The sequence below is a fragment of the Streptomyces sp. NPDC001194 genome, assembly GCF_042896985.1.
In the GTDB taxonomy this organism is placed as follows: Bacteria; Actinomycetota; Actinomycetes; order Streptomycetales; family Streptomycetaceae; genus Streptomyces.
Map to the genome: position 1 here is coordinate 14,477 of NZ_JBIAXU010000020.1, position 24,204 is coordinate 38,680.

The following is a 24,204-nucleotide window of genomic DNA, read 5'->3' on the forward strand; positions in this document are numbered from 1 at the left end:
CGGGCGGCTGCCGGGATCAGGTCTGGAGGCGGCAGTTGGGGCCGTCGTGGCCGTCGGCGCTCTCGTCGTTGAACCAGTAGTCCCCCGCCGCGAGGTAGCGGAAGGAGTGCGTGACCTTGGCCGGCAGCGCCACCGTCACCGCGCGCGTCCCGTCGGGACGGGATTCGAGCACGTGGGAGCCGGGTTGCCAGCCGTTGAACGTTCCCACCACGCTGACCGGGCCGGGCGGGTCCCCGTCGGGCAGCACGAAGGTGACCTCGGTGGCGTTCTTTCGGCGCTGTCTCTCGAGCACGGACAACTCCTTCTCACTGTCGGGAGGGGGCCATCCTGACGGTCCGGCCCGTCCCCGACCGGCGACCCGCCGGGGCGCGGGACACGTCACCCGTCCGGGTCGACCGCGTTGATCCGAAAACCCGCCTTTTCCCGAATTCCTGAGCGCCCGGAAGAGTTCTGCGTGTTCTCGCGGCCGTGCGGTCCGCGGTGCGCGACCATACGGACGCCCGGCAGTCAGCAGTGAGAAGTCAGCGGCAGAAGCAGAAGAAGAACAGAGCAGCAGAAGACACCGAGACAGGAAGAAGGGCGGACGTGTCCGGCAGCGAAAGCGAGAACCCAGCAATTCCCTCCCCGACCCCGGCGCCGACTCGGCCCAGGACGAATCAGGACTGGTGGCCGAATCAGCTGGACCTGCAAGTCCTCCACCAGCACTCGCCCCTGTCCGATCCGATGGGCGAGGAGTTCGACTACGCGAAGGAGTTCGCGACCCTCGACGTCGACGCGCTGAAACGGGACGTCTTCGAGGTGATGACCTCGTCCCAGGAGTGGTGGCCCGCCGACTACGGCCACTACGGGCCGCTGTTCATCCGGATGAGCTGGCACGCCGCCGGTACGTACCGCATCGCCGACGGCCGGGGCGGCGGCGGGGCCGGCTCCCAGCGCTTCGCCCCCCTCAACAGCTGGCCGGACAACGCCAGCCTGGACAAGGCGCGCCGTCTGCTCTGGCCGGTCAAGCAGAAGTACGGGCAGAAGATCTCCTGGGCCGACCTTCTGATTTTCGCCGGGAACTGCGCCATCGAATCCATGGGTCTGCCGACGTTCGGATTCGGATTCGGGCGCAAGGACACCTGGGAGCCGGAGGAGATCTTCTGGGGGGCCGAGGACACCTGGCTGGGCGACGAGCGCTACAGCGGCGACAGGGAACTCTCCGGTCCGCTGGGCGCCGTGCAGATGGGGCTGATCTACGTCAATCCGGAGGGGCCCAACGGAAACCCCGATCCGGTGGCCGCCGCCCGCGACATTCGCGAGACGTTCGCGCGCATGGCGATGGACGACGAGGAGACGCTGGCGCTCATCGTCGGCGGTCACACGTTCGGAAAGTGCCACGGCGCCGTGGACCCCGCCTACATCGGGCCCGAACCCGAAGCGGCCCCCATCGAGCAGCAGGGCATCGGCTGGAAGAACGCGTCCGGCACCGGCGTCGGCGTCGACGCGCTCACGAGCGGGCTCGAAGGCGCGTGGACCACCGCGCCGACGAAGTGGGACAACGGCTACCTGGACAACCTGTTCGGATACGACTGGCAGCTGACGACCAGCCCCGCCGGCGCCAACCAGTGGACGCCCGTGGACCCGGCGGCCCAGGGCACGGTGCCCGACGCCCACGACCCGTCGAAGCGGCACGCCCCGATGATGCTCACGACGGACCTCGCGCTGAAGGTCGATCCGGTCTACGCGCCGATCGCCAAGCGCTTCCACGAGAACCCGGACCAGCTCGCGCTGGCCTTCTCCAAGGCCTGGTACAAGCTGCTGCACCGCGACATGGGTCCGCTGCCGCGCTACCTCGGCCCGTGGGTCGCCGAGCCGCAGCTGTGGCAGGACCCCGTGCCCGCCGTCGATCACCCGCTGGTGTCGGACGCGGACGTCGCCGCCCTCAAGGGGAAGATCCTCGCCTCGGGACGGTCCATCCCCCAGCTGGTCACCACCGCCTGGGCGGCCGCGGCGAGCTTCCGCGGCACCGACAAGCGCGGCGGGGCCAACGGGGCCCGGATCCGGCTCGCGCCGCAACGGGACTGGGAGAGCAATGCCCTGCCCGAGGTGGGCGAGGTGGTGGGGACCCTGGAACAGATCCGGCAGGACTTCAACGCGTCGGCGACGGGCGGCACGAAGGTCTCGCTCGCCGACCTGATCGTCCTGGGCGGGTGCGCGGCCGTCGAGCAGGCCGCCAGGAACGCCGGGCACGAGGTCACGGTCCCCTTCACCCCGGGGCGTACGGACGCCTCGCAGGAGCAGACCGACGTCGACTCGTTCGCCGTGCTCGAGCCCAGGGCGGACGGGTTCCGCAACTACCTCCGGCAGGGCGAGAAGCTCGCGCCGGAGACCCTCCTGCTGGACCGCGCCAACCTGTTGAACCTCACCGCTCCCGAGATGACGGTCCTGGTCGGCGGCATGCGCGCCCTGAACACCAACTTCGGGCGGTCCCGGCACGGCGTCCTCACCGACCGGCCGGAGTCGCTGACCACCGACTTCTTCGTCAACCTGCTCGACATGGGTACGGAGTGGAAGGCCTCGGCCGCGGCCGAGAACGTGTTCGAGGGCCGCGATCGCGCCTCGGGCGAGGTCAAGTGGACGGCCACCGCCGTCGACCTCGTGTTCGGTTCGCACTCGCAGCTGCGGGCGCTCTCGGAGGTCTACGCCTCCCAGGACGCGGGCGGGAAGTTCGTGCGCGACTTCGTGTCCGCGTGGGACAAGGTGATGAACTCCGACCGGTTCGACCTCGGCTGATCCCCGGCCCCTTTAGAGTCGGTACCTGAGTCCGAGTCCGAGTCAGAGGGCCCGGTCGGCCACCCCCGGCCGACCGGGCCCTTCTCGTGCCGCCGCGCTCCGGTCGCCGGGGTGGCTCGCGGGTGCGCGCCGGGGAACTCACCCCGGCCGGCCGACCCCCCGGACCGCAGGTGCGGCAGGGGCGCGGTTCCACCGCATCCGGGACCACGGGAGGGCCAGTTCTCCCTGGTCGCGGACCTCCCGCGGCGCGAGGTGCTCGATCGGCGCCGCCTCCCGGTGCCGGGCGTGGACGGTGTCGGCGTACCGGTGCCCGGTGTCGGCGGCGATGAACAGGACCGTGCGCTCTGGGGCGCGCTCGCGCTCGTGGCGGGCGGCGAGGTAGCCGGCGCCGGTGGAGAGCCCCGCGAAGACCGCGTGCCGGCGCAGCAGATCGACGCTGCCCGCCAGCGCGGCGTCGAACGAGATCCAGTGCAGGATGTCGTACAGCTCGTGCGAGACGTTCCCGAACGGGATGGAGCTGCCGATCCCGGCGATGATGATCTCGGGGTCGCGGACGTGCTGGGCGCCGAAGGTGAGGCTGCCGTACGGCTGGACGCCGACCAGTTCGACATCGGCCGGTGCGCCGTCGGCCGGGCCGGCGGCCGCCCCGCGCAGGTAGCGGGCGAGGGCTCCGGTGGAGGCCCCCGAGCCGACCCCTCCCACGAGGGTGAGTCCGGCCGCGTCTGCGGTCCCGCCTCCGGTCGCCTCACGTATCCGGTCGGCGATCACGCGGTAGCCGAGGTAGTGGACGTCGTCGTGGTACTGCCGCATCCAGTGGTACTCGGGGTGCTCGGCGAGGATCTCGTGGATCCGCTCCACCCGCCGCTCCTGGTCGAGCCCCAGGTCGCTGCACGGCTCCATCTGCTCCAGGGTCGCCCCGAGCACGGCGAGCTGGGTGCGCAGGGTGCCGTCCACCGTCGTCGAGCCGACGATGTGGCAGCGCATGCCGTACCGGTGGCAGGCCAGGGCGAGGGCGTACGCGTAGATGCCGCTGGAGCTGTCCAGCAGGGTGTCCCCGCGGCGCACCGCCCCGGTGTCGAGCAGACGGCGTACCGCGGCGAGGGCGGAGACCACCTTCATGGTCTCAAAGCGCAGGCAGACGAGCCGGTCGTCGAGCCGTATCAGGTCCGGACGGCCGATCGCCTCGGCGATGTGCTGGTCCATGCGGGAACTCCTTGCCGTTGGCGGGGAAGGTGGTGAAGGTCCGGGTGGCGGGGATGCCGTGGGCGTCGAGGGCGCGCAGGCAGCCGCGTACGCGGTGGCGCAGGCCCGGCGCGGACGGGTCGAAGAGCACGCCCGCCACCGCGCCGCTGTGCGCGATCTGCACGCCGACCGCCCCGACCCGACGGTGGATCGCGGTCAGCGCCTCGAACTCCGGATGACGGAGGACTTGTTGGCCGCGCCGGGCACTGGCGGTGGCCACCTCGCCGAGGAGCCGGGCGTCCGCGGTGGCCACCGCCCGGCGCAGCAGCGTGCGCAGCCGCTCCCAGGCCCGTACGTCGTCCTCGTCGGGTTCCCGTACGGGCAGGGAGAGGGTGTCCACGGGCGCGCCCCCGCCGAGGGCGCAGCCCACCACGACGAGCGGCGGCAGGGCCGGGCCGAGGGTTTCCAGTACCCGGCCCTCGCGCTGGGCGAACAGCACCGGCCGGCCGTCCAGCATCAGGGGGTCGCAGGCCTGTTCCGCCCGTACGGCCAGCCGGGCGACCGTCTCGGGGTCCGGCCGCATTCCGTACGAGTGCGCGACCGCGCGGACGGTGGCGATCACGTCACTGGTCGAGCTGCCCATGCCGAGGCCCACGGGGATGTCCCCGGTGAGCCTCAACTCGCCGCCGCAGGGCGGCTGTCCGGCCCGCCGCGCGCATTCCGCCACCGCGAGGGCCGCGGCCCGTACCGCTTTCGTGCGGTCGGCGGGCACGGCGGTGAGTGCTCCGGGCGCCGTACCGGGTCTGCGGACGAACTCGGCGCGGCTGCCCGGGCCGGCCATGGGGAGGGTGACCAGGCCGGCGCACCGGCGGCCGTCGGTGTCGAGGAACACCCCCTGGAGGATCTCGCCGTGGTGGCAGGGGGCGTGTCCGGTGCCGGTGGGCATCACGCGCCGTTCACCGTCCGGTAGCGGTACAGGACCGTCTCCTCGGCACTGAACTGGGAGAACGGGAACGGCTCCGCGCAGAGGGCGGTCACGCCGGAGCCGAGGAAGGCGCGGGCGACGGCGCTTCCGGTCTGCGCGTAGACGATCAGCGGGATGCCGCGGGAGCGGCAGCGCTCCAAGGCGGTGTCGAAGGAGCCGTTGCTCAGGGTCATTCCGGTGGCGACGACGGCCTCGGCGCGCTCCAGCACCTCGTCCATGTCGTCGGTGACGGGGTCGCCCCACTGGGTGGTCTCGAGGTTGAAGTCGCAGGGCAGCGGTTCGCCGCCGCGCTCGCGGATCGCCTCGACGAGCGGGTTGACGACGCCGATGAGAGCCACGCGGGCCCCCGCCTCGATGTCGAGCAGCCCGGCGATGGCCGCGTCGCGGGCCCTCGCGCGCATCTCGGGGGTACCGGCGGGGAGGATGACGGGTTCGGCTTCGCCCGCCGTCGCGGCCGCCCGGTGCGGGCGGGTCTGGGACAGGTACGCGTCGAGGGCGGCGATCCTCAGCGGGCGGGGGGCCTCGCGCAGCAGGGCGTCGAGCGGAACGCCGCAGGAGTCGCGGCAGACCGCCGGGTCGATCTCGCCGGCCTCGAAGGCGCAGCCTCCGAAGGAGCCGCCGAGGCGGACCAGGACGTACTGGTTGAGGTAGGTGGTGTCGCCGCCGGCCAGCCGGGTGCCGTGGTGGATCCAGAACACGCTGGTGGCGACGAGTTCGGAGGGGAGCGGGCCGTGTTCGCCGGCCAGGACTGCCTCGACGAGCCCGTCGACGGACGGCGGCGCGAAGGCGGGGAGGGGGGCGGTGCGGTTCACGGGGTTCCTTTTCGGAGGGTGGATCGGGGTACGGGGGGCCGGGTGCCGCGCGGTCCCCGGTAGGTGACCGCGGGGTGGCCGAGCGGATCGGTCGTGAGTGCGGCGTCGACTTCGAAGACCTCGGCGAGCCGCTCGGCGGTGAGAACGGCCGCGGGGGCGCCGGAGGCGATCAGGCGGCCGTGGTGCAGGAGCAGCAGCCGGTCGCAGTACCGGGCGGCGAGCGACAGGTCGTGCAGCGCGACCAGGACCGTCTGCCCGCTCCCGGCCAGCAGCTCCATCAGTTCCAACCGGTGTTTGACGTCGAGGTGGTTGGTGGGCTCGTCGAGCAGGAGCGCGTACGGCTGCTGGGCCAGCGCGCGGGCGATGTGGGCGCGCTGGCGCTCCCCGCCCGACAGGGCCTTCCAGGGCCGGCCCGCGAGCGCGGTGAGTCCGACGCGGTCCAGCGCGTCGGCGACCACGGCCCGGTCGGCGGCGTCCGGTCCGCGCCAGCGGTCCCGGAAGGGGGTCCGTCCCAGGCCGACGACGTCGGCGACCCGCAGGTCGCTGTCGGCGCCCGGGTCCTGTGCCACGAAGGCGACGTGGCGGGCGGTCCGCCGGGCGCTCCAGCCCCGTACGGACTCGCCGTCGTAGCGGACCGTACCCGCGTCGGGCGTCCGCAGCCCGGCCAGGCAGCGCAGCAGCGAGGACTTGCCCGAGCCGTTGGGGCCGAGCAGCGCGACGGTCTCGCCGGAGGCGATGTCCGCGCCGACCTCCCGTACCACCTGCGTGCCGGCCACCGACCAGCTCACGTTCTCGGCGCTGATCCTCACAGCTCGCCCCGCTTGCGCAGCACGAGGAGGAAGAGCGGTACGCCGAGCAGGGCGGTGACCACACCGACGGGAACCTCGCGGGGCGCGAAGGCGATCCGCGCGAGCGCGTCCGTCCACACCAGGAACACCGCGCCCGCGAGCGCCGCGTACGGCAGGAGCAGCCGGTGCAGCGGCCCGACGAGGAACCGCACCCCGTGCGGGACGATCAGCCCGACGAATCCGATGGCGCCGACGGTGGCCACCGCGACGGCGGTCAGGGCGGCGGTGACCACGAGCAGCAGCATCCGCGTGGGCCGCACGCCGATCCCGAGGGACGCGGCGGTGTCCGCGCCGAAGGCGAGTCCGTCGAGGGCGTTCGAGCACAGCCAGGCCACCAGCAGCCCCAGCGGGGTGACGATCGCGCAGACCGCGACGGTGTCCCAGCGGGCCGGAGCCATCGAGCCGAGCAGCCAGTGGGTGACGGCCCGCGTGGTGTCCGCGTCGGCGGAGGCCATCAGGATCAGCGAGGTCAGCGCGGTGAAGAGCTGGCCGACCACCACTCCGGTGAGGACGATGCGGACCGAATCCAGTCCGGTGCGCCGCAGGAGCAGCAGGAGCAGTCCGAAGGAGAGCAGCGCGCCGGCGAGCGCGCCTCCGGTGACGCCGAGCGTGCTCGCGCCGATCCCGAGGACGAGGACGGTGACGGCTCCCGCGGAGGCCCCTGAGGAGACGCCGAGCAGGTAGGGGTCGGCGAGGGCGTTGCGGGTGACGGCCTGGAGCACCGTGCCGCAGACGGCGAGCGAGGCTCCGACGAGGGCGGCCATGAGCACGCGCGGCAGCCTCAGGTCCCAGACGAGCGAGTCGACGAGCGGGGCCGGCGGGCTGACGTCCAGGCCGAGACGGCCGCCGAGGACGCGGCCGAGTCCGGTCCAGCCGACGTCCGCGGTGCCGATGCGCACGGCGCCCGCCACCGAGACGGCCAGCGCGCCGGCGGCGAGGAGCAGGAGGACCGCGTGGGCCGTCCCGGCGGGGCCCCTCGCGGTGGTGGCCGGGTCAGCGGACATGCCCGAGGTCCTTCATGCCGTTCGCCAGCAGTTCCAGGGCGTGCACGGAGCGCACGGACGGGTCCAGTTCCATGCCGGGCACCTCCAGGATCCTGTCCTCGCGGACCGCGGCCAGCTTCGAGACCACCGGGTGCCGGGCCATCTCGGAGCGCTTCTCGGCGGCGCTGTCGCCGGGCCGTCCGCGCTCCGAGAGGTCGCCGATCACGATGAAGTCCGGCTCGCGCTTTGCGACTTCCTCCCAGGTGACCTCCGGCCAGTCCTCGTCGACGTCGTCGAAGGCGTTCCTCGCGCCGACGATCCGGCTCATCTCGCTGGGCAGGCCGCTCCTGCCGGCCACGTACGGCATGCCGTTGAAGACGGAGTAGAGGTAGACGACGCTCGGCCGCTGCGCGCCCCGGGGGGCCTGGGCGGCGCTCTCCCGCGCCTTGGCGACCGCCGCGCGCTGTTCGGCGGCGAGCTTGCCGGCCCGCTCCCCTGCGCCGAAGAGCTTGCCGAGGTTCTCGTAGTCGGAGAAGAGCAGGTCGAACGGGGTGGTGCCGGGAGCGTTCTGCCGAGGGCAGTCCACGGCGCTGACGAAGGTGGGGACTTCGAGGGCGGCCAGTTCCTCGCGGGTGCCGGCGCGGTCCGCGGTGTAGAGGTCCGCGGAACCGGCGACGACGAAGTCGGGTGTGGCGGAACGGAGTTGCTCGCCCGTCGCGATCTTCGGGGCGATGACCGGGATCGTGGCGTACGCGGCCGCGTACTGCGCGGGGATCTTCGTCTTGAGGTTGGCGGTGCCCGCCATGCGGTCCTGGAGACCGAGCGCGAGCAGGGTCTCGGTCGAGGCCTGGTCCAGGGCGACGGTCCGCCGCGGCGGCTCGGCGAAGGTCACCTGACGGCCGCAGCTGGTGACGGAGACCGCGCCGGGCGCGGGCTTGCCGTCCGCCGCGGAGCCGGCGCCGGCCGCGGTGGAGCAGCCCGCGGTGGCGAGGGCGAGGGTCAGGGCTGCCCCGAGGCGGGCGGGGTGGCGCATGGGTTCTCCTGTCGGGAAGGGGAGGCGGACACGGACGTGCCGCGTTCGAAGAGTACTGTAATGGTATTCATTTTCATTAACGAGAGCCGGGGGTGGCTCACCGAGCCGCTCCCCCACCCCCGAAGGAGCCCCCGCACGTGGCGACCACACCCACGCCGGCCGCGGCCAAGTCCGCTGCCCCGCCTCCGCGTCCGGTCCTGCGCGACCCCGCCTTCCTGCGCCTGTGGGCGGGCACCACGGCCTCCGGACTCGCGACCTGGGCCCTGCCCTTCGTCCTCGGTCTCGCCGTGCTCCACCGCGAACTCGGCGCCGCCGGCCTCGGCCTGGTGCTCGCCGCCCGCACCGCCGGCTTCCTCGCCGCCGTCGCCGTCGGCGGTGTACTGGCCGACCGGCACTCCCGCCGAGCCGTCGTGCTCTGGTCCGCCCTCGCGGCGGCCGCCGCCGCGCCCCTGCTCGCCGCGGGCCTCGGCCGCTCACTCGTGCTGATGACGGCCGCCGCGGCCCTCGCCGGGGCCGGACAGGGCGCCTGCCGCCCGGCGTTCCAGGCCCTCACCGCCGAGACCGTCGAGCCGGCGCGCCGTCAGCAGGCCAACGCCGCCATGACGATGGCGGTCCGCGGATCCACACTCGCCGGACCCGCCCTGACCGCCCTGCTCGCGGCCTTCCTCGACGTCGGGGCGCTGCTGCTCGGCATCGGCGCGCTCTGGCTGGTCGCCGCGCTGGTACCCGGCCGGGGCACCGCCGCCGCCGGCGAGGACCTCGCCGCGCCGCCCGCCCCCCGCCCCCGCGCGGGCTTCCGCAGGGAATTCCTGGAGGGCATGCGCGAGGCGCGCCGTCACCCGTGGTTCCTCGCCGGACTCGCCGCCCTCGCCGCCGTCATCACCCTCGGCTACTCCGCCACCAGCGTCGCGCTGCCGCTGATCAGCCGGGACCGGTACGGCACCGAGTGGGTGCTGGCCGCGGCCGTGACCGCGTACACCGTGGGCGCCCTCGGCGGGGCCCTCGTCATCGCCCGGTGGCGGCCGCGCTCCCCCGGCCGGGCCGCCTTCGCCGGGCTGGCGGCGTACGGGCTCGCCCCGCTGAGCCTGATGCTGCCGGTCCACCCGGTGGTGGTCGTCGCGGCGTACGCCGTTGCCGGAATCGGCATCGAGCTGTTCAACGTGCCGTGGTTCACCGCCACCCAGCGCGAGGTGGCCCCGGACAAGCTGGCCCGCGTCTCCTCGCTGGACTTCCTGGTGTCGTACGGCCTGGCGCCCGTCGGGCTCGCGCTGATCGCCCCCGCGATCGACGCCTTCGGGGTCACGGCCGTACTCGGCGCCTGCGCCGCCGCCTGCTTCCTCGTACCGGCAGCGGCGGCGCTGGTGCCCACCGCGCGCCACCTCGGCCGCCCGAGCCCGGCGCCGGCGGACTGAGCGCGGACGGCCCCGGGCCACGGCGCACCCCGCCCCCGGCCGGCTCTCGCCCGGCCGGGGCACGCGCGGGCGCCGCGTCTGGCAAGCTGCGCTCCATGACCGCGCCGCACACACTCGATTTCGCGCAGATCACCCGCCCGCGGGAGCTTTCCGCCGAGCTGCGGGACCAGCTCGTCGACTGCTGGGTACGGGTCATCAACGCCGGGGGCGCCGTCATCCCCCGCGGGCTCCCCATGCCGCCGGTGCGCAACGACCAGGCGGACCCGGCCCTCGGCCGGCTCGTCGGCGCGCTCGATCCGCGCCGCGCCCGGATGCTGATCGCCACGGCCGGCGGGCGGCTGGCCGGTTGGCTGGTCCTGCGCCGTGACCCGCACCCCCTCGTCGCGCACTGCGGCGCCGTCAACCACGTCATGACCCACCCCGACTTCAGGGGCCGCGGCATCGGGACGGCGCTGATGCACCGGGTCGGCGATCTCGCCCGGCAGGAGATGGGACTGGAGCAGCTGCACATCGCCGTCCGGGCCGGGCTGGGGCTCGAGGAGTTCTACGGCCGTCTGGGCTGGCGGGAGATCGGGCGCTGGCCCGGCGGCCTGCGGGTCGCACCCGGCGACGACCGCGACGAGGTCCTCATGTACCTGCCCCTCTGAGCAACAGGAGCCCCTTCCGCCGCACTTGTCGCCGCCCCCCTCCCCGTCGCGTTTCGGCCATCTCCCTGCTGCACGCGTCCGCACGGGATCAGCCGGGCATGAACAGGGCCGCGAGGAATATCGTCTGCGATCGGCGCGCGGGAGGAGCAGCTGGGATGGACACCGGCCCCCTGTACCTGGAACCGCGGCTGGCGCCACGGCTCGCCGCGCTGCTCGGCTCGGCCCCGTTCCTGCACATGCTCGTGGACGCCCTCGGCTCGCCCCTCAACGTGCTCCTGCCCGACCAGATGGCGCGGAACGCCGAGGGCTTCCGCTCCGTCTACCGGCGCCACCGGCTCGGCGGGCAGGTCTTCTTCGCCCACAAGGCCAACCGTTCCCGGTCCCTCGTACGGCGGCTGACCGCGGCGGACGCGGCCGTGGACGCGGCCTCCGTCGGCGAGCTCCGCCGCGCCCTCGGCGCCGGCTTCACCGCCGACCGCATCATGGCGACCGGACCCAAGGACCCGGCGTTCCTGTGGCTCGCCGCGCGGTCGGGGGTGACCGTGAGCGCGGACGGTCCGGGCGAGCTGGAGGCTCTGGCAGGCCTCGTGCGCCGCCACGACCTGCCCCGCCCGAAGGTCCTGCTGCGCCTGAGCGAGTTCGAGACCTCGGGGCCCAGGATGCTCAGCCGCCGGAGCCGGTTCGGCACGTCCGTGAAGGCCCTCGGGCCCCTGCTGGACCTGCTGGAGCGCCACCGGGACCACGTCGATCCGATCGGCGTCGCGTACCACCTCGACACCACGAGCCCGGACGAGAAGGCCATCGCCCTCGAAGGCTGCCTGCGGGCCATGGACGACCTGCGGTTACGGGGATTCCGGCCCCGTGTGGTCGACATCGGCGGCGGCTTCGGCGTCAGCTACCTCGCCCACGCCGCCCAGTGGGACCGCTACACGAGCGAGCTCGCGGCCGCCGTCATGGGCCGGCGCCCGCCGCTGGCCTGGGGCGGCCACGGGTACGGCCTGCACGCCGAGGGCGGTACGCTGCGCGGCGCCCTGAGCCTGTACCCCGCCCACCGCCCGGTCGCCGGCGCGGGCTACCTCGACGCGCTCCTGTCGCAGCCCGCCCCCACCCTGGGCCGGGCCCTGGGCACCCTGCTGCTGGAGAGCCTCTACGACCTGTACACGGAGCCGGGCCGGGCCCTGGCCGACCAGTGCGGCCTCTCCCTGGCACGGGTGCTGGAGGTGCGCCGTGCGGACGCGGGCCCCGCACTCGTACGCCTCGCCATGAACGCGAACGACGTCGCCCTGGAGGACCACGGGATCCTCGTGGACCCCGTCCTGGTGCCCCGCGAGGGCGAACCCGCCGGCCCGCCGGAGCCGGTCGGCGTCCACCTCATGGGCAACCTGTGCCTGGAGGCCGACCTGATCACGCGCAGGACGGTGTTCCTGCCGCGGCTGCCGCGTCCGGGCGATCTGCTGGGCTTCGCCAACACCGCCGGCTACTGCATGGACTTCAGCGCGACGCACGCCCAGCAGCAGCCGGTGGCACGGACCGTGGCGGTCCGTCACACGGGGGACTCCTGGCGCTGGTGCCTGGACGAGGAGTACTGGCCGGTCGAGGAGTTCGGGCCGACATCCGATTCGGGGGGACAGGCATGAGGTACGACAGCATCACCGAGGCCATCGGCAACACCCCGCTGGTCCGCATCGATCCGGCCGTACACGGCCTGCGCCACATCGATCTCTACGCGAAGCTGGAGATGCTCAACCCCTTCGGCTCGGTCAAGGACCGGGCCGCCTGGAACATGGCCCGGTCCGCGCTGCCCGGCGCCCGGGAGCGCGGCGAGACCGTCGTCGAGCTGTCCAGCGGCAACACGGCCAAGGCACTGGCGGTGATCGCGGGCATGCACGGGCTGTCGTTCAAGAGCGTCACCAACCGGATGCGCATCGCGGAGGTCAAGGACCTGCTCCTGCTGCTGGGCGCCGAGATCGAGGAGCTGCCGGGCCGCAGCGAATGCCTGGACCCGACGGACACCGAGGACCCGCTGACCCTCTTCCACCAGCGGCTGAACGAGTCCGGCGGAGCCCATCTGCACACCGACCAGTACTTCAACGCGCTCAACACCGAGGCGCACGAGACGGGTACGGGTCCGGAGATCGTGGCGGATCTGGACGGCCGGGCGCCCGACTGGTTCCTCGCCTGCGTCGGAACGGCCGGTTCCTCCACGGGCGTGGCCCGGGCGCTGCGCGCGCACGATCCGGACGTACGGGTGATCGGGCTGGTGGGCGAGAAGTCGGACTTCATCCCCGGCATCCGCAACATCGACGAGGTCCACGAGGTCGGCCTCTTCGACCCGGCCACGTACGACACGATCGAGTCGGTGGGCGCCGACGACGCGATCGACGGCATGCTCACGCTGGTCCGGCGCTGCGGGATCCTCGCCGGCCCCACGGGCGGCGCCGCGTACCACGGCACCGTGCGCCACCTCCGGGCACTCGACGCGGAGCTGACGGGGCCGGAGCGCAGGACCGCCGTCTTCATCGTCTGCGACCGGGTGGAGAGCTACCTCGGCTACGTCAAACAGCGCCGCCCGGAGCTGCTGGGCCGTCCGCCCGCGCGGAACTCCGTGGGCACGCTGAGCGCTGCCGAGGTACGGGCGGCGCAGGTCGTCGAGGTGGCCGACGCCCGCAAGTGGATCGCGGCGGAGCGTCCGCTGGTGATCGATCTGCGCAGCTCCTTCGCCTACGCCGCGCTGCACATCGACGGATCGGTGAACATCGTGGACGAGCTCTTCGACGAACTGGTGCGGGGCGGGCTCCCGTTCGGCAAACGGCAGCCCGTGCTGCTGGCGTGCCCGGTCGGCGAGCAGTCGGCGCGCTACGCCGCGCTGCTGACCCGGATGGGCCATCCCGACGTGCGCAGCCTCGCGGGCGGGATCATCGCCTGGCGGGACGCGGGTGCGCCGCTGGTGCGTGACTGACATGGCCGGGACGGCCGGGACGGCCGGTGCCGCCGGCGCCCTGGTGGAACTGTGCTCCTGGCAGCGCCCGCTGCGCGCCCAGTTCCCGATCGTCGTGGCGAACCCCGGGCTCGCGTACCTGGACAGCGCCGCCACCGCGCAGAAGCCGCAGGCCGTACTGGACGCGGTACAGCGCTACCTGACCACCTCCAACGCCAATGCGGGCCGCGGCTCGTACCCCTGGGCCAATGCCACGACGGCCACGGTGGAGCGGGCCCGCGACCGGGTCAAGGAGTTCCTGGGCGATCCCGATCCGGAGCGCTCCCGCGTGCACTTCACCAGCGGGGCTTCCGACGGCCTGCGGGCCGTGGCCCGGGACTGGCTGGCGCAGCGGCTCACCGACGGCGACGAGATCCTCGTCCCGTTCGCGGACCACGAGGCGAACCTGGCGCCGTGGCTGGAGGTACGGGAGCTGCTGTCGCGCCAAGGCGTCGGGATCCGGGTGCGCGAACTGCCGTACCAGGACAGCTCGGGCGACTACGATCCGGTGGCGCTCGCCGCTGCGGTGGGCCCGCGGACCCGTTTCGTGGCGGCCACCCATGTGCACCACGTGTACGGCGTCGACATGAACGTGCACCGGATCCGCCGGGTGGTCGGGCCGGACGTCCCGATCTGCCTCGACGCCGCGCAGAGCATCGGACACCTGCCGGTCTCCGTGGCCGAACTCGACGTGGACTTCGTGGTGTTCTCCGGTCACAAGGCCATGGCGCTGCCGGGTACGGGTGCGGTGTGGTCCCGCGGCCGGCCCGGGGGCCGGCGGTTCCGGCCGGGCGGCTGGGCCGGCACCCCGAACACCGTCGGCATCGCGAGCCTGGCCGCCGCCCTCGACTGGCTCGACGCGGCCGGTACGGACCGGATCGAGGCGTGGACGGTGGCGCTGGCGGCCCGGCTGACGGACGGCCTGAGCCGGCTGGCCGCGTACGAGGTGCTCGGCTGCCGCTCCAGCCTGGCGGCCGACTCCGCGGTGCAGCGGCGCCGGAGCATCGTGACGTTCCGGCATCGCGAGATCCCCTCGCGCGACCTCGGGTTCATCCTCTACGGCCACGGGTTCATGGTGCGCTCCGACAGCCACTGCCAGGCGGGCGCCGGGGAGTCGGACGGCTCGGTGCGGGTCAGCCTGCACGTCCACAACACGTGCGAGGAGATCGAGGGGCTGCTCACCGCCCTCTCCAGTCTGCAATGATTTTCATGTGGAGTTCAGGGCCGTGAGAGCGGCAGGAGCACGAGCGGACAGCGACATGAACGTGGGCAGTGCGATCGACGCGGGCACGGCGGCGGCGGCGAGCCGCTGGGTGGAGCGCTGGGAGCGGCAGCAGCAGCGCTACGCGATCGACCGCGAGGAGCGGTTCACGGTCATCTCGGACGTGGTCGAGCGGGTCACGGCCGGCGGCGGGCACGCCGCTCCGCTCCTCCTCGACCTGGGATGCGGACCGGGCTCGCTGGCCGCCCGGCTGGCCGCGCGCATGCCGGCCGCCGAGGTCGTGGGCGTCGACGCCGATCCGCTCCTGCTGGAGCTGGGGCGGGCGCACCACGGAACGGCCCTGCGCTTCGCGCAGGCCCGCATCGGGGAACCGGGCTGGCTCGACGCCCTCGCGCTGGACCGTCCGGTGGACGCCGCCGTCTCGACGACGGCCCTGCACTACCTCGGCGAGGAAACGCTCCGGCGCACGTACGGGGAGCTGGCCGGGCGGATCCGCCCCGGAGGGGTCCTCGTCAACGGCGACCATCTGGAGCCCGACTCCCCCAAGGTCCACGAGCTCGCCGTGGACATCGGCCGGCGGCGCGCCGAGCGCCAGCAGGCCCTCGCGCACGAGGACTGGGAGTCGTGGTGGTCGGGCGTACGGGCCGACCCCGCGCTGACGCCGCTCCTCGCCGCCCGCGACCGCCTCACCCACCCGCACTGCGAAGGCAACAAGCTGACCCTCACCGACCACCTCGTACTGCTGCGCGAGGCGGGCTTCGAGCACGTCGGCACGGTCTGGCAGTTCGGCAACAGCCACGTGGTGGTCGCGGTCCGCTGAGTCCGCGGGACGGTGACCGGGAGTGAGCGGCCGCGAACCCGGAGCGCCCGTGCGCGGCGTTCCGGGGCGGTCCCCGGGCATCGAACATACGATGGGCGGGAAACCGGCGCGGGCGGCTCGCCGTGCGGCCCGCCCAGAGCACTCGGGGTGGAGAACGTATGGCACAGGCCGCCGATACGGCGCGGACCGTCATCCTGACCGTGGACGACGACCCGGGAGTCTCCCGCGCCATCGCCCGTGACCTGCGGCGCCACTACGGCGCCGACTACCGGATCGTGCGCGCCGAGTCCGGCGAGTCCGCGCTGGAGGCGCTGCACGAGCTGAAGCTGCGCGGCGACCTGGTGGCGGTGATCCTCGCCGACTACCGCATGCCGCAGATGAACGGCATCGAGTTCCTGGAGCAGGCCCTCGCCGTGTACCCGGGCGCGCGGCGCGTGCTGCTGACCGCGTACGCCGACACCAACGCGGCCATCGACGCGATCAACGTCGTCGACCTGGACCACTACCTGCTCAAGCCCTGGGACCCGCCGGAGGAGAAGCTCTATCCGGTCGTGGACGACCTGCTCACGGCGTGGCGCTCCAGCGACTACCGGCCGGTCCCCGCCACCAAGGTGGTCGGACACCGCTGGTCGGCCGGCTCCTCGCGCGTACGGGAGTTCCTGGCCCGCAACCAGGTCCCGTACCGCTGGTACTCCTCCGACGAGCCCGAGGGCCGGCGGCTCATGGAGGCGGCCGGGGCGGACGGGCAGCGGCTTCCGCTGGTGGTGACGCCGGACTGCACGGTGCTGATCGAACCGGAGGCCGCCGAGCTGGCCGCCCACGTGGGGCTCGCGACGACCCCGGCCGCCGACTTCTACGACCTCGTCGTCATCGGCGGCGGACCCGCCGGGCTCGGCTCGGCAGTGTACGGGGCCTCCGAGGGGCTGCGGACCGTACTGGTCGAGCGCTCGGCCACCGGCGGGCAGGCCGGCCAGAGCTCCCGCATCGAGAACTACCTCGGCTTCCCCGACGGGGTCTCCGGCGCACAGCTCACGGACCGTGCCCGCCGCCAGGCCGGCCGGTTCGGCGCCGAGATCCTCACGGCGCGCGAGGTCACGGGGCTGGAGGTCAACGGCGCGGCGCGCGTGGTGCGCTTCTCCGACGGCTCGGCGGTCGCCGCGCACAGCGTCATCCTGGCGACCGGGGTCTCGTACCGGCAGCTCCTCGCGCCGGGCTGCGATTCCCTGACCGGCTGCGGGGTGTACTACGGCTCCTCGCTCACCGAGGCGGCGGCCTGCCAAGGGCAGGACGTGTACATCGTGGGCGGCGCCAACTCCGCCGGGCAGGCGGCGATGTACCTGGCGCGCGGAGCGAAATCGGTGACGCTGCTCGTCCGCGGGGAGTCCCTGAGGGCCTCGATGTCGTACTACCTGATCCAGCAGATCGAGGAGACGGCGAACATCACGGTGCGGACCCGGACCGTCGTCGAGGAGGCGCACGGCGACGGGCACCTGGAGCAGCTGACGCTGCGGGACGTGGACAGCGGTGCGACCGAACTCGTCGGCTGCCAGTGGATGTTCGTGTTCATCGGCGCGGCCCCTCTCACGGACTGGCTGGACGGTACGGTGCTGCGCGACGAGCACGGGTTCATCCTGACCGGGCCGGACCTCACCGCGGACGGGCGGCCGCCCGCCGAGTGGGAACTGGACCGTCCGCCCTACCACCTGGAGACCAACATCCCCGGCGTGTTCGTGGCGGGCGACGCGCGCGCCCAGTCCGCGAAGCGCGTCGCTTCCGCCGTAGGAGAGGGAGCCATGGCCGTGATGCTCGTCCACCGGTACCTGGAGCAGTCATGAGCGGGCAGCCGATGCCGTGCAGCCCGCAGGAGATCGCCTCGCTCTTCCTGTTCGAGAAGCTCTCCCCGGAGCAGCTGGGGCGGCTGTGCTCCGAAGGGCGGGTGGAGCGGTTCGACGCCGGCCCGGTCTACACCGAGGGCGCCCCGGCCACCTGCTTCTACGTGATGGTCGAGGGCACCGTCGTCCTGTCCCGCCGGGTCGGCGGCGACGACGTGGAGGTGAGCCGGACCTCCCAGCGCGGGGTGTACGCGGGCGCCATGCAGGCCTACCTGGGCGACCAGGTGCCGCAGACGTACACCAACTCGATGCGGGTGACGGAGCCGACGCGGTTCTTCGTACTGCCCGCGGAATCGTTCGCGGCCGTCATGCGGGACTGGTTCCCCATGGCCGCGCACCTGCTGGAGGGACTGTTCTTCGGTTCCCGGAACACGCAGCGGGCCATCGGGCAGCGCGAACGGCTGCTGGCGCTGGGATCGCTGTCCGCCGGTCTCACCCACGAGCTCAACAACCCGGCCGCGGCGGCCGTACGGGCCACCGCGACGCTGCGGGAGAGGGTGGGCAAGATGCGGCACAAGCTCGCGATCATCGCCCAGGGCCCCTATTCGCGCGAGGCGCTCGCCGAACTCATCGAGATCCAGGAGCGCACTGCCGAACGGGTCGCCAAGGCGCCGGTGCTGAGCCCTCTGGAGGCCTCCGACCGGGAGGACGAGCTCACCGACTGGCTCGAGGACCACGGCATCCAGGAGGGCTGGCGGATCGCGCCGACCTTCGTACAGGCCGGGCTGGACACGGACTGGCTGGAGCAGGTCGCGGCGACCGTGGCCGAGGACATCCTGCCGGGGGCCGTCGGCTGGCTGAACTACACCGTCGAGACCGAGCTGTTGATGGACGAGATCAACGACTCCACCACCCGCATCTCCCACCTGGTGGACGCGGCGAAGCAGTACTCGCAGCTCGACCGTGCCCCGCACCGGGTCGTCGACGTCCACGAACTCCTCGACAGCACCCTGCTGATGCTGTCCGGCAAGATCGGCCGCAGGGTGCGGGTGGTCAAGGACTACGACCGCTCCCTGCCGGAGGTTCCCGCCTACCCGGCGGAGCTCAACCAGGTGTGGACCAACATCATCGACAACGCCGCCTTCGCCATCGCGAGCACCGGCGGCGAGGGCACGCTGACGGTCCGCACGGCACGTGAGGGCGACCGCCTGCTGGTGGAGTTCCGCGACACCGGGCCCGGCATCCCGGCGGACATCCGCAGCCGCATCTTCGACCCCTTCTTCACCACCAAGCCGGTCGGCGAGGGCACCGGCCTCGGCCTCGACATCTCCTGGCGGATCGTGGTCAACAAACACCACGGCAGCCTCCAGGTCGAGTCCGCACCGGGCGACACCCGGTTCCAGGTGCTGCTGCCGCTGACCGACCCCGAATCCGAGACCACGCAGACCTCCGAGACGGCCTAGTCCGCCTAGGCCACCGAGACCGCCGAGGAGCCGGCATGACCGACGACATCAACGGAATCGACCCGAGCGTCCCGCCCGCCGGACCCGGCTGCGCCGACTGCGACGCGGTGGGCGGCTGGTGGTTCCACCTGCGCCGCTGCGCCCAGTGCGGTCACATCGGCTGCTGCGACTCCTCTCCCGCCCAGCACGCCACCGCCCACTGGAAGTCCGCCGGACATCCGCTCGTGCAGAGCTTCGAGCCGGGCGAGGAGTGGTTCTGGAACTACGACACCGACGCCCTGTACGAGTCCGGACCGGCGCTCGCCCCGCCGTCCGCCCACCCGGCGGACCAGTCGGCCCCCGGACCGGCCGAGCGGGTCCCGCAGGACTGGACGAAGCGGCTGCACGCCTGACGGTGCCGCGGGGGCTCAGGGGAGGGGCACACGCGGCATGAAGACGGCATTCGACCTCGCAGATGCCATCCATAGTGACAAATTCGCCTCTTGAATGATTGACTGGGCCCATCAGGCCATCACGGCCTGATCCGTGTCCGGATCCCGTCGCCCTGCCAGGCCGACCGTTGGCTGACTGACACGCACACCGGCCCCGTGACGGTCGAGCGGCTCTCACCGCCACGGGGAGCACCGGCGAATGGCCCCTGCATGCCGATCAGCGGTGTTCGGCACGCAGGGGCTTTGTGCTTCCCGACCCCTCCCCTCCACGTCTCATGGACGAAACGCATCTGGCATATGCGCCCCGCCTGGGGGCATGCTTGCGCAGATGCGGTCTGAAACCGACAGGCCGGCTCGAATGTGAGGACTGAGGTATGACGGTGGTCGTCATGCACCACGCGGCCGGGGAGACACCGGCCGACGTGATCCGGGTGCTCGCGGGGGCCGGGCTCGCCTCCCGGGCGGTCCCGCTCGCGGACGGCGCGGACCCGACCGCCGACCTCGGCGGTGTCGAGGGCCTGATCCTCCTGGGCGGCTCCGGGTCCGCCGGTGCGGACGGCGGGGTGGACGGCGGGACCGGGGGCGGGGCGGGGCTCGTCCGCGCCGCCCTCGCCGCGGAGGTGCCCGTACTGGCCCTCGGGACCGGTACGCGGCTGCTGGTCCGGGCGGCGGGAGCCGCCATGGGAGCCGGGTCCGGCCCGGTGGCCGGCCTCCCTGCGCTGGAACTCACCCCGGCCGCGGACTCCGACCCGCTGTTCGCCGGGGGCGCCCGCCCCTCCCCGGGCCTGCACCCGGCCCGCGACCCCCTGGAGCTGCCGGCCGGCGCCGTGCTGCCGGCCGCCTGCGACGGATACCCGGAACAGGCGTTCCGGATCGGCGCCGGAGCCTGGGGCATCCGGTTCCTGCCGGCCCCGCCGGGGCACGCCCTCGACCCGTGGGCCGAGGAGCTCGTGGGCCGGTTCGCGACACTCGTGACCGCCCGCGCCGAACACACCGCCACCCGGGCGTTCTTCACCCGCCGTGCGGACGCCTGGGAGGAGCGCTTCGCCCACCAGACCCCCGCGTACGAGGCCGCCGTCGCCCGGCTGCGCCTGGAGCCGGGCGGCCGGGCCGTGGACCTCGGCTGCGGCACCGGCCGTGCCATGCCCGCGCTGCGGACCCAGGTGGGGCCCCGCGGCCACGTGCTCGGCGTCGACCTCACCCCGGCCATGCTGGCGTCCGCCGCCCGGCATGGCCGGACCCGCCACGGGCACCTCGTCGCGGCCGACTGCACCCGGCTCCCGCTGGCCGGCGCCTGCGTACACGGCATCTTCTCCGCGGGGGTGCTCGACCACCTGCCCGACCCGTACGCCGCCCTGCGCGAATGGGCCCGCGTCACCGCGGCCGACGGCGTGCTGATCCTCTTCCACCCCTCGGGCCGGGCGGAGTGCGCCGCCCGGCACGGCCGCGCCCTCGACCCCGGCGACCTCCTGGCCGAGCACAACCTCCGCCCCGCGCTGCAGACCTCGGGCTGGCGCCTGGACGAGTACGAGGACGCCGGCGGCCACTTCCTGGCCCGCGCGGTGCCGCTCGCCCGACCCGGAGCCCTTCGGCCCTGATTGGACCTTCCGCCGAGCCGGCCGCGCATCCGTGGTGGGGAAGGCGCATTGTGCGTACGGGTGTCGGCGGATTGGCTTGGTCCAGGAAACGGGACCCGAGGAAGCGGATGGCACCCATGCTCACCGGCTATACGCCCTGGCCCGAGGAGTTCGTCGACCGCTACTGGGCGGCCGGTCACTGGCGCGGCAACACGCTGGACAACCTGCTGCGCGGCTGGGCCGTGCAGTACGGACCGCGGACCGCGCTGGTGCACGGTGGCGCCCGCACGACGTACGCGGGCCTGAACCGGCGCGTCGACCGCGTGGCCGCCGGACTGCGGCTGCGCGGCCTGCGGCCCGGGCAGCGGGTCGTCGTCCAGCTGCCGAACGTGCCCGAGTTCGTCACCACCGTGTTCGCGCTGATGCGCATGGGCGCGGTCCCGGTGCTCTGCCCCGTCTCGCACCGCGGCCCCGAGGTGTCCCACATCGTACGGATCACCGAGGCCGTCGGTTACGTCGGACCCTCGACGTACCGGGGCTTCGACCACACGGCGATGGCCGCCGACATCGCCGCTCAAGGGCCCTTCCTCCGCCGGGTGTTCACCTTCGAGGCGCCGGGCGGTTCGTCCCCGTACGGCGGCTTCTCGACCGACCCGGCGGGCTGCCACTACTTCCCGCTGGCCTCCCTGGACTCCCCGCCCGGACCGATGCCCGCGCAGGGCTCCGACCAGGTGGCGTTCTTCCTCCTCTCGGATGCCGCCACCGGTGCGCCCCTGCTCGTTCCCCGTACGCACAACGACTACGCCTACCAGGCGCGGGCCGCCGCCGAGCTGGTGTCCCTCACCGAGAACGACGTCTACCTCGCCGCGCTGCCCGCCGAATCCAACCTCGCCCTCGGGTGCCCCGGCATCGTCGGCACCCTCTGCGCCGGCGGGACCGTCGTCCTGGTCGAGGACCCGGACCGCGCCGATGACTGCCTCGCGGCCGTCGAGCGGGAGCGGGTCACGATCACGTCCGTGACGCCCGGCGCCGTCGGGCACTGGCTCGACGCACTCCCCAATGTCCGGGCCGACGTGAGCAGTCTGCGTCTCCTGCAGGTCGGCGGCCGCACGCCGCTGCCCCGGGCGACGGCCGAACGGATCGTGCCCGCATGGGGCTGCCGTCTCCAGCAGGTCTTCGGCATGCCCGAGGGACTGCTCACGCTCACCCGGCCCACCGATCCGGACGAGACCGTGCTCACCACGCAGGGCCGCCCGCTCTCACCCGACGACGAGGTCCGCATCGTCGACGCGGACGGCAACGACGTCCCCGACGGCGAGCCCGGCGAACTCCTCGCCCGCGGCCCGTACACCCTTCGGGGCTACTACCGGGCGCCCGACCGCAACGCACGCGCCTTCACGCCCGACGGCCGTTTCCGCACCGGCGAACGCGCGCGGCGCACCCCCGGGGGCGATCTGGTCGTGACGGGCCGCCTCCAGGACGGGCAGAGGCCGTAGATCGCGACGGGGCGGGCCGTCGGGCGCAAGGGGGTCCCGGGTGGCCTCGCGGATGCCCTCGCCCGTCAGCGGCTTGTGGGCCGTGCCCCCGGTTGGGGATCGGATCCCGGTCGCCCCGGGCGACGAGGGCGTCGTACTGCGCCGCCACGTCCTCGCCGTGCGGGGCGCCGTCCGCCGATGCGGAGCACCGGGCGGTGTGGGGCTGCCGGATCCCGGGCGGGAGCGGTCGACGGGTACCCGCATCGTTCGCACTGCATCCGCCGGTGCGGCGGTGACGAGGCGGTGCCGGAGCCGCGGGGTGCCCGCGGCTCCGGCTGACTTCCTGCTCCCGGACGGCCCCGGCGCCCTACAGGTCGCCGTCGGGGACCCAGGAGCCGTGGACTCCGGCCGTCACCCGGCGGGGCAGGTGGACGGTGGCGACCCGGTCGAGGCCGGCGGCGTCGAGGACCAGCAGCTGGGAGGAGTCCTGCTTCAGGTCGGAGACGACGGTCAGCAGATAGCCGTCGTCCTCGCACGTGGCGTCGGCGGCGGGGACGAAGACGGCTTCGCTGGGCATCCGGGCATCGCCCACCTGGTGGATGCGGCGGGCACCGGTGGTGCGGTCGTACTTGACGACGCCGTAGCCGCCGTAGCCCTTCTCGTCGGGGAAGGAGATGGCGTACTGGTAGCGGTTCTCGGCGCCCAGGTAGTTCTCGTTGAGCGTCGGGAACTCCACCGGCAGGTCGTCGATGATCTGCTCGCTGACGGCGCCGTCGGCCATGTCGATGACCCAGCGGCGGGTGTACGAGCGGGAGCCGGGCTCACTGCCTCGGTCGGGCGCGCCGATCCACCAGTTCCAGGAGAGCCGGAAGCCCTCGCGGTCCACGGTGGGTCCTTCCAGGACGATGCGGCCCTGGCCGTCCTCGTAGGCGTTGGAGACGTGGAGCATGTTGCCCGGCTCCACGGAGAACCAGCGGATCTGCCCGGTGCCGTCGGCCCCGCGCGGCATGACGCCGATACGGGCGGGCTGGCTGTCGCTCCAGGCGTAGGGGATGCCGGAGTGCTCCGTGGGGTCGAAGGTGACGTTGCCCTCGACGAACACCACGTGCCGGCGGGTCAGGGCGAAGTCGTGCTTCAGCGAGGCCGTCGCCCCCGGGATCTCGGCGCTGTGGACGACGTCGCCCTTGGCATCGGCGACGTAGTAGGTCAGGAACGGCGGGAACGGCGAGGACCCGAAGAAGTGGAGCTCCCCGGTCACCGGGTCCTCCTTGGGGTGTGCGGTCATGGCGCTGCGCAGCTTGCCGTCGAAGTCGTAGGCCCCGACCGTCTCCAGCTCCGGGGTGAGCTCGAAGGGGAGGTTCGACTCGCACAGGGCCAGGAGGCGTCCGGCGTGTTCGATGATGTGGGTGCCGGCGGTGCTGGCGGTGAAGTCGGGTCCGTGCTCGGTCATGTAGGGGGCGCCGTCGAGGGCGGGGGTGTGCACCCAGCGGTTGCGGTACCACTCGGCCGCGCCGTCGCGCAGCCGGATGCCGTGGACCATGCCGCTGCCCTTGAACCAGTGGGTGGGGGTGACGCCGGGCTTGGGGTTGTGCCCGTTGCGCAGGAGCCGGCCGTTCAACTCGGGGGGCAGGGAGCCTTCGACGGAGAGGCCGGTGACGGTGATCTCGTCGGGGACGGGGGTGTAGTGGCCGCTCAGGTAGGGCTTCGGGGTGGTCATGGCGGGTGTTCCT

Annotated in this window: 20 protein-coding genes; 12 read left to right on the plus strand and 8 right to left on the minus strand. The window is 73.3% G+C overall.

All coding sequences use genetic code 11. The annotated features are described in order from the left end of the window. Window positions 1-16: 16 nt before the first annotated feature. Window positions 17-292 (minus strand): isoamylase early set domain-containing protein, encoded by a 276-nt coding sequence (locus tag ACFY1T_RS29675; protein WP_030863784.1) that lies wholly within the window; start codon window positions 290-292, stop codon window positions 17-19. Window positions 293-585: 293 nt separating this feature from the next. On the opposite strand from ACFY1T_RS29675, the gene katG reads away from it, so the two are divergent. Then, window positions 586-2,775, plus strand: a complete 2,190-nt coding sequence (gene katG, locus ACFY1T_RS29680) for a catalase/peroxidase HPI (protein ID WP_390790874.1) — start codon at window positions 586-588, stop codon at window positions 2,773-2,775. Window positions 2,776-2,913: 138 nt separating this feature from the next. Here katG and ACFY1T_RS29685 read toward each other — a convergent pair whose 3' ends face one another. Genes ACFY1T_RS29685 through ACFY1T_RS29710 form a run of 6 tightly spaced genes read right to left on the minus strand, consistent with a single transcriptional unit; the run spans window position 2,914 to window position 8,618 of the window. Next, window positions 2,914-3,978: a pyridoxal-phosphate dependent enzyme gene (locus tag ACFY1T_RS29685; RefSeq protein WP_390790875.1), complete on the minus strand. Its 1,065-nt coding sequence runs from the start codon at window positions 3,976-3,978 to the stop codon at window positions 2,914-2,916. Further along, entirely contained in the window at window positions 3,899-4,903 is a 1,005-nt protein-coding gene (locus ACFY1T_RS29690) for a GHMP kinase (protein WP_390790876.1), read from the minus strand. Before ACFY1T_RS29690 ends, ACFY1T_RS29685 begins: the two co-directional genes overlap by 80 nt. Further along, the gene (locus ACFY1T_RS29695) at window positions 4,903-5,754 is read right to left on the minus strand and encodes a Rossmann-like domain-containing protein (RefSeq protein ID WP_390790877.1); all 852 of its coding nucleotides are present in this window, start codon (window positions 5,752-5,754) and stop codon (window positions 4,903-4,905) included. Before ACFY1T_RS29695 ends, ACFY1T_RS29690 begins: the two co-directional genes overlap by 1 nt. After that, window positions 5,751-6,563 (minus strand): ABC transporter ATP-binding protein, encoded by an 813-nt coding sequence (locus ACFY1T_RS29700; RefSeq protein ID WP_390790878.1) that lies wholly within the window; start codon window positions 6,561-6,563, stop codon window positions 5,751-5,753. The genes ACFY1T_RS29695 and ACFY1T_RS29700 overlap by 4 nt, the downstream gene beginning before the upstream one ends. Then, on the minus strand, window positions 6,560-7,606 hold the full coding sequence (locus tag ACFY1T_RS29705) for a FecCD family ABC transporter permease (protein WP_390790879.1): 1,047 nt from the start codon (window positions 7,604-7,606) through the stop codon (window positions 6,560-6,562). Before ACFY1T_RS29705 ends, ACFY1T_RS29700 begins: the two co-directional genes overlap by 4 nt. Beyond that, window positions 7,596-8,618, minus strand: a complete 1,023-nt coding sequence (locus ACFY1T_RS29710; protein WP_390790880.1) for an ABC transporter substrate-binding protein — start codon at window positions 8,616-8,618, stop codon at window positions 7,596-7,598. The genes ACFY1T_RS29705 and ACFY1T_RS29710 overlap by 11 nt, the downstream gene beginning before the upstream one ends. 137 nt (window positions 8,619-8,755) lie before the next feature. Between ACFY1T_RS29710 and ACFY1T_RS29715 the strand changes: the two genes are divergently transcribed. From ACFY1T_RS29715 to ACFY1T_RS29765, 11 genes are all read left to right on the plus strand, one after another. Then, window positions 8,756-10,030, plus strand: coding sequence for an MFS transporter (locus ACFY1T_RS29715; protein ID WP_390790881.1), 1,275 nt, complete (start codon window positions 8,756-8,758; stop codon window positions 10,028-10,030). Window positions 10,031-10,125: 95 nt separating this feature from the next. Continuing rightward, the gene (locus ACFY1T_RS29720) at window positions 10,126-10,677 is read left to right on the plus strand and encodes a GNAT family N-acetyltransferase (protein WP_390790882.1); all 552 of its coding nucleotides are present in this window, start codon (window positions 10,126-10,128) and stop codon (window positions 10,675-10,677) included. A gap of 155 nt (window positions 10,678-10,832) precedes the next feature. Continuing rightward, a complete protein-coding gene (locus tag ACFY1T_RS29725) occupies window positions 10,833-12,314 on the plus strand; it encodes a Y4yA family PLP-dependent enzyme (RefSeq protein ID WP_390790883.1) in 1,482 nt (493 codons plus the stop codon). Then, window positions 12,311-13,636 (plus strand): pyridoxal-phosphate dependent enzyme, encoded by a 1,326-nt coding sequence (locus tag ACFY1T_RS29730; RefSeq protein WP_390790884.1) that lies wholly within the window; start codon window positions 12,311-12,313, stop codon window positions 13,634-13,636. Before ACFY1T_RS29725 ends, ACFY1T_RS29730 begins: the two co-directional genes overlap by 4 nt. A gap of 1 nt (window position 13,637) precedes the next feature. Beyond that, window positions 13,638-14,858 (plus strand): aminotransferase class V-fold PLP-dependent enzyme, encoded by a 1,221-nt coding sequence (locus ACFY1T_RS29735; protein WP_390790979.1) that lies wholly within the window; start codon window positions 13,638-13,640, stop codon window positions 14,856-14,858. 55 nt (window positions 14,859-14,913) lie between these two features. Then, on the plus strand, window positions 14,914-15,696 hold the full coding sequence (locus ACFY1T_RS29740) for a class I SAM-dependent methyltransferase (protein ID WP_390790885.1): 783 nt from the start codon (window positions 14,914-14,916) through the stop codon (window positions 15,694-15,696). Between the two features lie 158 nt (window positions 15,697-15,854). Further along, complete coding sequence (locus tag ACFY1T_RS29745; protein WP_390790886.1) at window positions 15,855-17,531, plus strand: FAD-dependent oxidoreductase; 1,677 nt, start codon at window positions 15,855-15,857, stop codon at window positions 17,529-17,531. Continuing rightward, on the plus strand, window positions 17,528-18,991 hold the full coding sequence (locus ACFY1T_RS29750; protein WP_390790887.1) for an ATP-binding protein: 1,464 nt from the start codon (window positions 17,528-17,530) through the stop codon (window positions 18,989-18,991). The genes ACFY1T_RS29745 and ACFY1T_RS29750 overlap by 4 nt, the downstream gene beginning before the upstream one ends. 35 nt (window positions 18,992-19,026) lie before the next feature. Further along, window positions 19,027-19,383 (plus strand): UBP-type zinc finger domain-containing protein, encoded by a 357-nt coding sequence (locus ACFY1T_RS29755; protein ID WP_390790888.1) that lies wholly within the window; start codon window positions 19,027-19,029, stop codon window positions 19,381-19,383. Window positions 19,384-19,796: 413 nt separating this feature from the next. Next, on the plus strand, window positions 19,797-21,020 hold the full coding sequence (locus tag ACFY1T_RS29760; RefSeq protein ID WP_390790889.1) for a methyltransferase domain-containing protein: 1,224 nt from the start codon (window positions 19,797-19,799) through the stop codon (window positions 21,018-21,020). A 107-nt stretch (window positions 21,021-21,127) separates the two neighbouring features. Further along, a complete protein-coding gene (locus ACFY1T_RS29765; protein ID WP_390790890.1) occupies window positions 21,128-22,495 on the plus strand; it encodes a (2,3-dihydroxybenzoyl)adenylate synthase in 1,368 nt (455 codons plus the stop codon). 346 nt (window positions 22,496-22,841) lie between these two features. Here ACFY1T_RS29765 and ACFY1T_RS29770 read toward each other — a convergent pair whose 3' ends face one another. Further along, window positions 22,842-24,191 carry a carotenoid oxygenase family protein gene (locus ACFY1T_RS29770; RefSeq protein ID WP_390790891.1) on the minus strand — a complete coding sequence of 450 codons (1,350 nt, stop codon included), beginning with the start codon at window positions 24,189-24,191 and terminating at the stop codon, window positions 22,842-22,844. Window positions 24,192-24,204: the final 13 nt, after the last annotated feature.

What these genes read in the sequence shown, in the direction of transcription:
- ACFY1T_RS29685 (WP_390790875.1), bottom strand. Translation starts at nt 3,978, where the DNA reads ATGGACCAGCACATCGCCGAGGCGATCGGCCGTCCGGACCTGATACGG.
- ACFY1T_RS29690 (WP_390790876.1), bottom strand. Translation starts at nt 4,903, where the DNA reads ATGCCCACCGGCACCGGACACGCCCCCTGCCACCACGGCGAGATCCTC.
- ACFY1T_RS29705 (WP_390790879.1), bottom strand. Translation starts at nt 7,606, where the DNA reads ATGTCCGCTGACCCGGCCACCACCGCGAGGGGCCCCGCCGGGACGGCC.
- ACFY1T_RS29710 (WP_390790880.1), bottom strand. Translation starts at nt 8,618, where the DNA reads ATGCGCCACCCCGCCCGCCTCGGGGCAGCCCTGACCCTCGCCCTCGCC.
- ACFY1T_RS29720 (WP_390790882.1), top strand. Translation starts at nt 10,126, where the DNA reads ATGACCGCGCCGCACACACTCGATTTCGCGCAGATCACCCGCCCGCGG.
- ACFY1T_RS29725 (WP_390790883.1), top strand. Translation starts at nt 10,833, where the DNA reads ATGGACACCGGCCCCCTGTACCTGGAACCGCGGCTGGCGCCACGGCTC.
- ACFY1T_RS29730 (WP_390790884.1), top strand. Translation starts at nt 12,311, where the DNA reads ATGAGGTACGACAGCATCACCGAGGCCATCGGCAACACCCCGCTGGTC.
- ACFY1T_RS29735 (WP_390790979.1), top strand. Translation starts at nt 13,638, where the DNA reads ATGGCCGGGACGGCCGGGACGGCCGGTGCCGCCGGCGCCCTGGTGGAA.
- ACFY1T_RS29740 (WP_390790885.1), top strand. Translation starts at nt 14,914, where the DNA reads ATGAACGTGGGCAGTGCGATCGACGCGGGCACGGCGGCGGCGGCGAGC.
- ACFY1T_RS29745 (WP_390790886.1), top strand. Translation starts at nt 15,855, where the DNA reads ATGGCACAGGCCGCCGATACGGCGCGGACCGTCATCCTGACCGTGGAC.
- ACFY1T_RS29750 (WP_390790887.1), top strand. Translation starts at nt 17,528, where the DNA reads ATGAGCGGGCAGCCGATGCCGTGCAGCCCGCAGGAGATCGCCTCGCTC.
- ACFY1T_RS29755 (WP_390790888.1), top strand. Translation starts at nt 19,027, where the DNA reads ATGACCGACGACATCAACGGAATCGACCCGAGCGTCCCGCCCGCCGGA.
- ACFY1T_RS29760 (WP_390790889.1), top strand. Translation starts at nt 19,797, where the DNA reads ATGACGGTGGTCGTCATGCACCACGCGGCCGGGGAGACACCGGCCGAC.
- ACFY1T_RS29765 (WP_390790890.1), top strand. Translation starts at nt 21,128, where the DNA reads ATGGCACCCATGCTCACCGGCTATACGCCCTGGCCCGAGGAGTTCGTC.
- ACFY1T_RS29770 (WP_390790891.1), bottom strand. Translation starts at nt 24,191, where the DNA reads ATGACCACCCCGAAGCCCTACCTGAGCGGCCACTACACCCCCGTCCCC.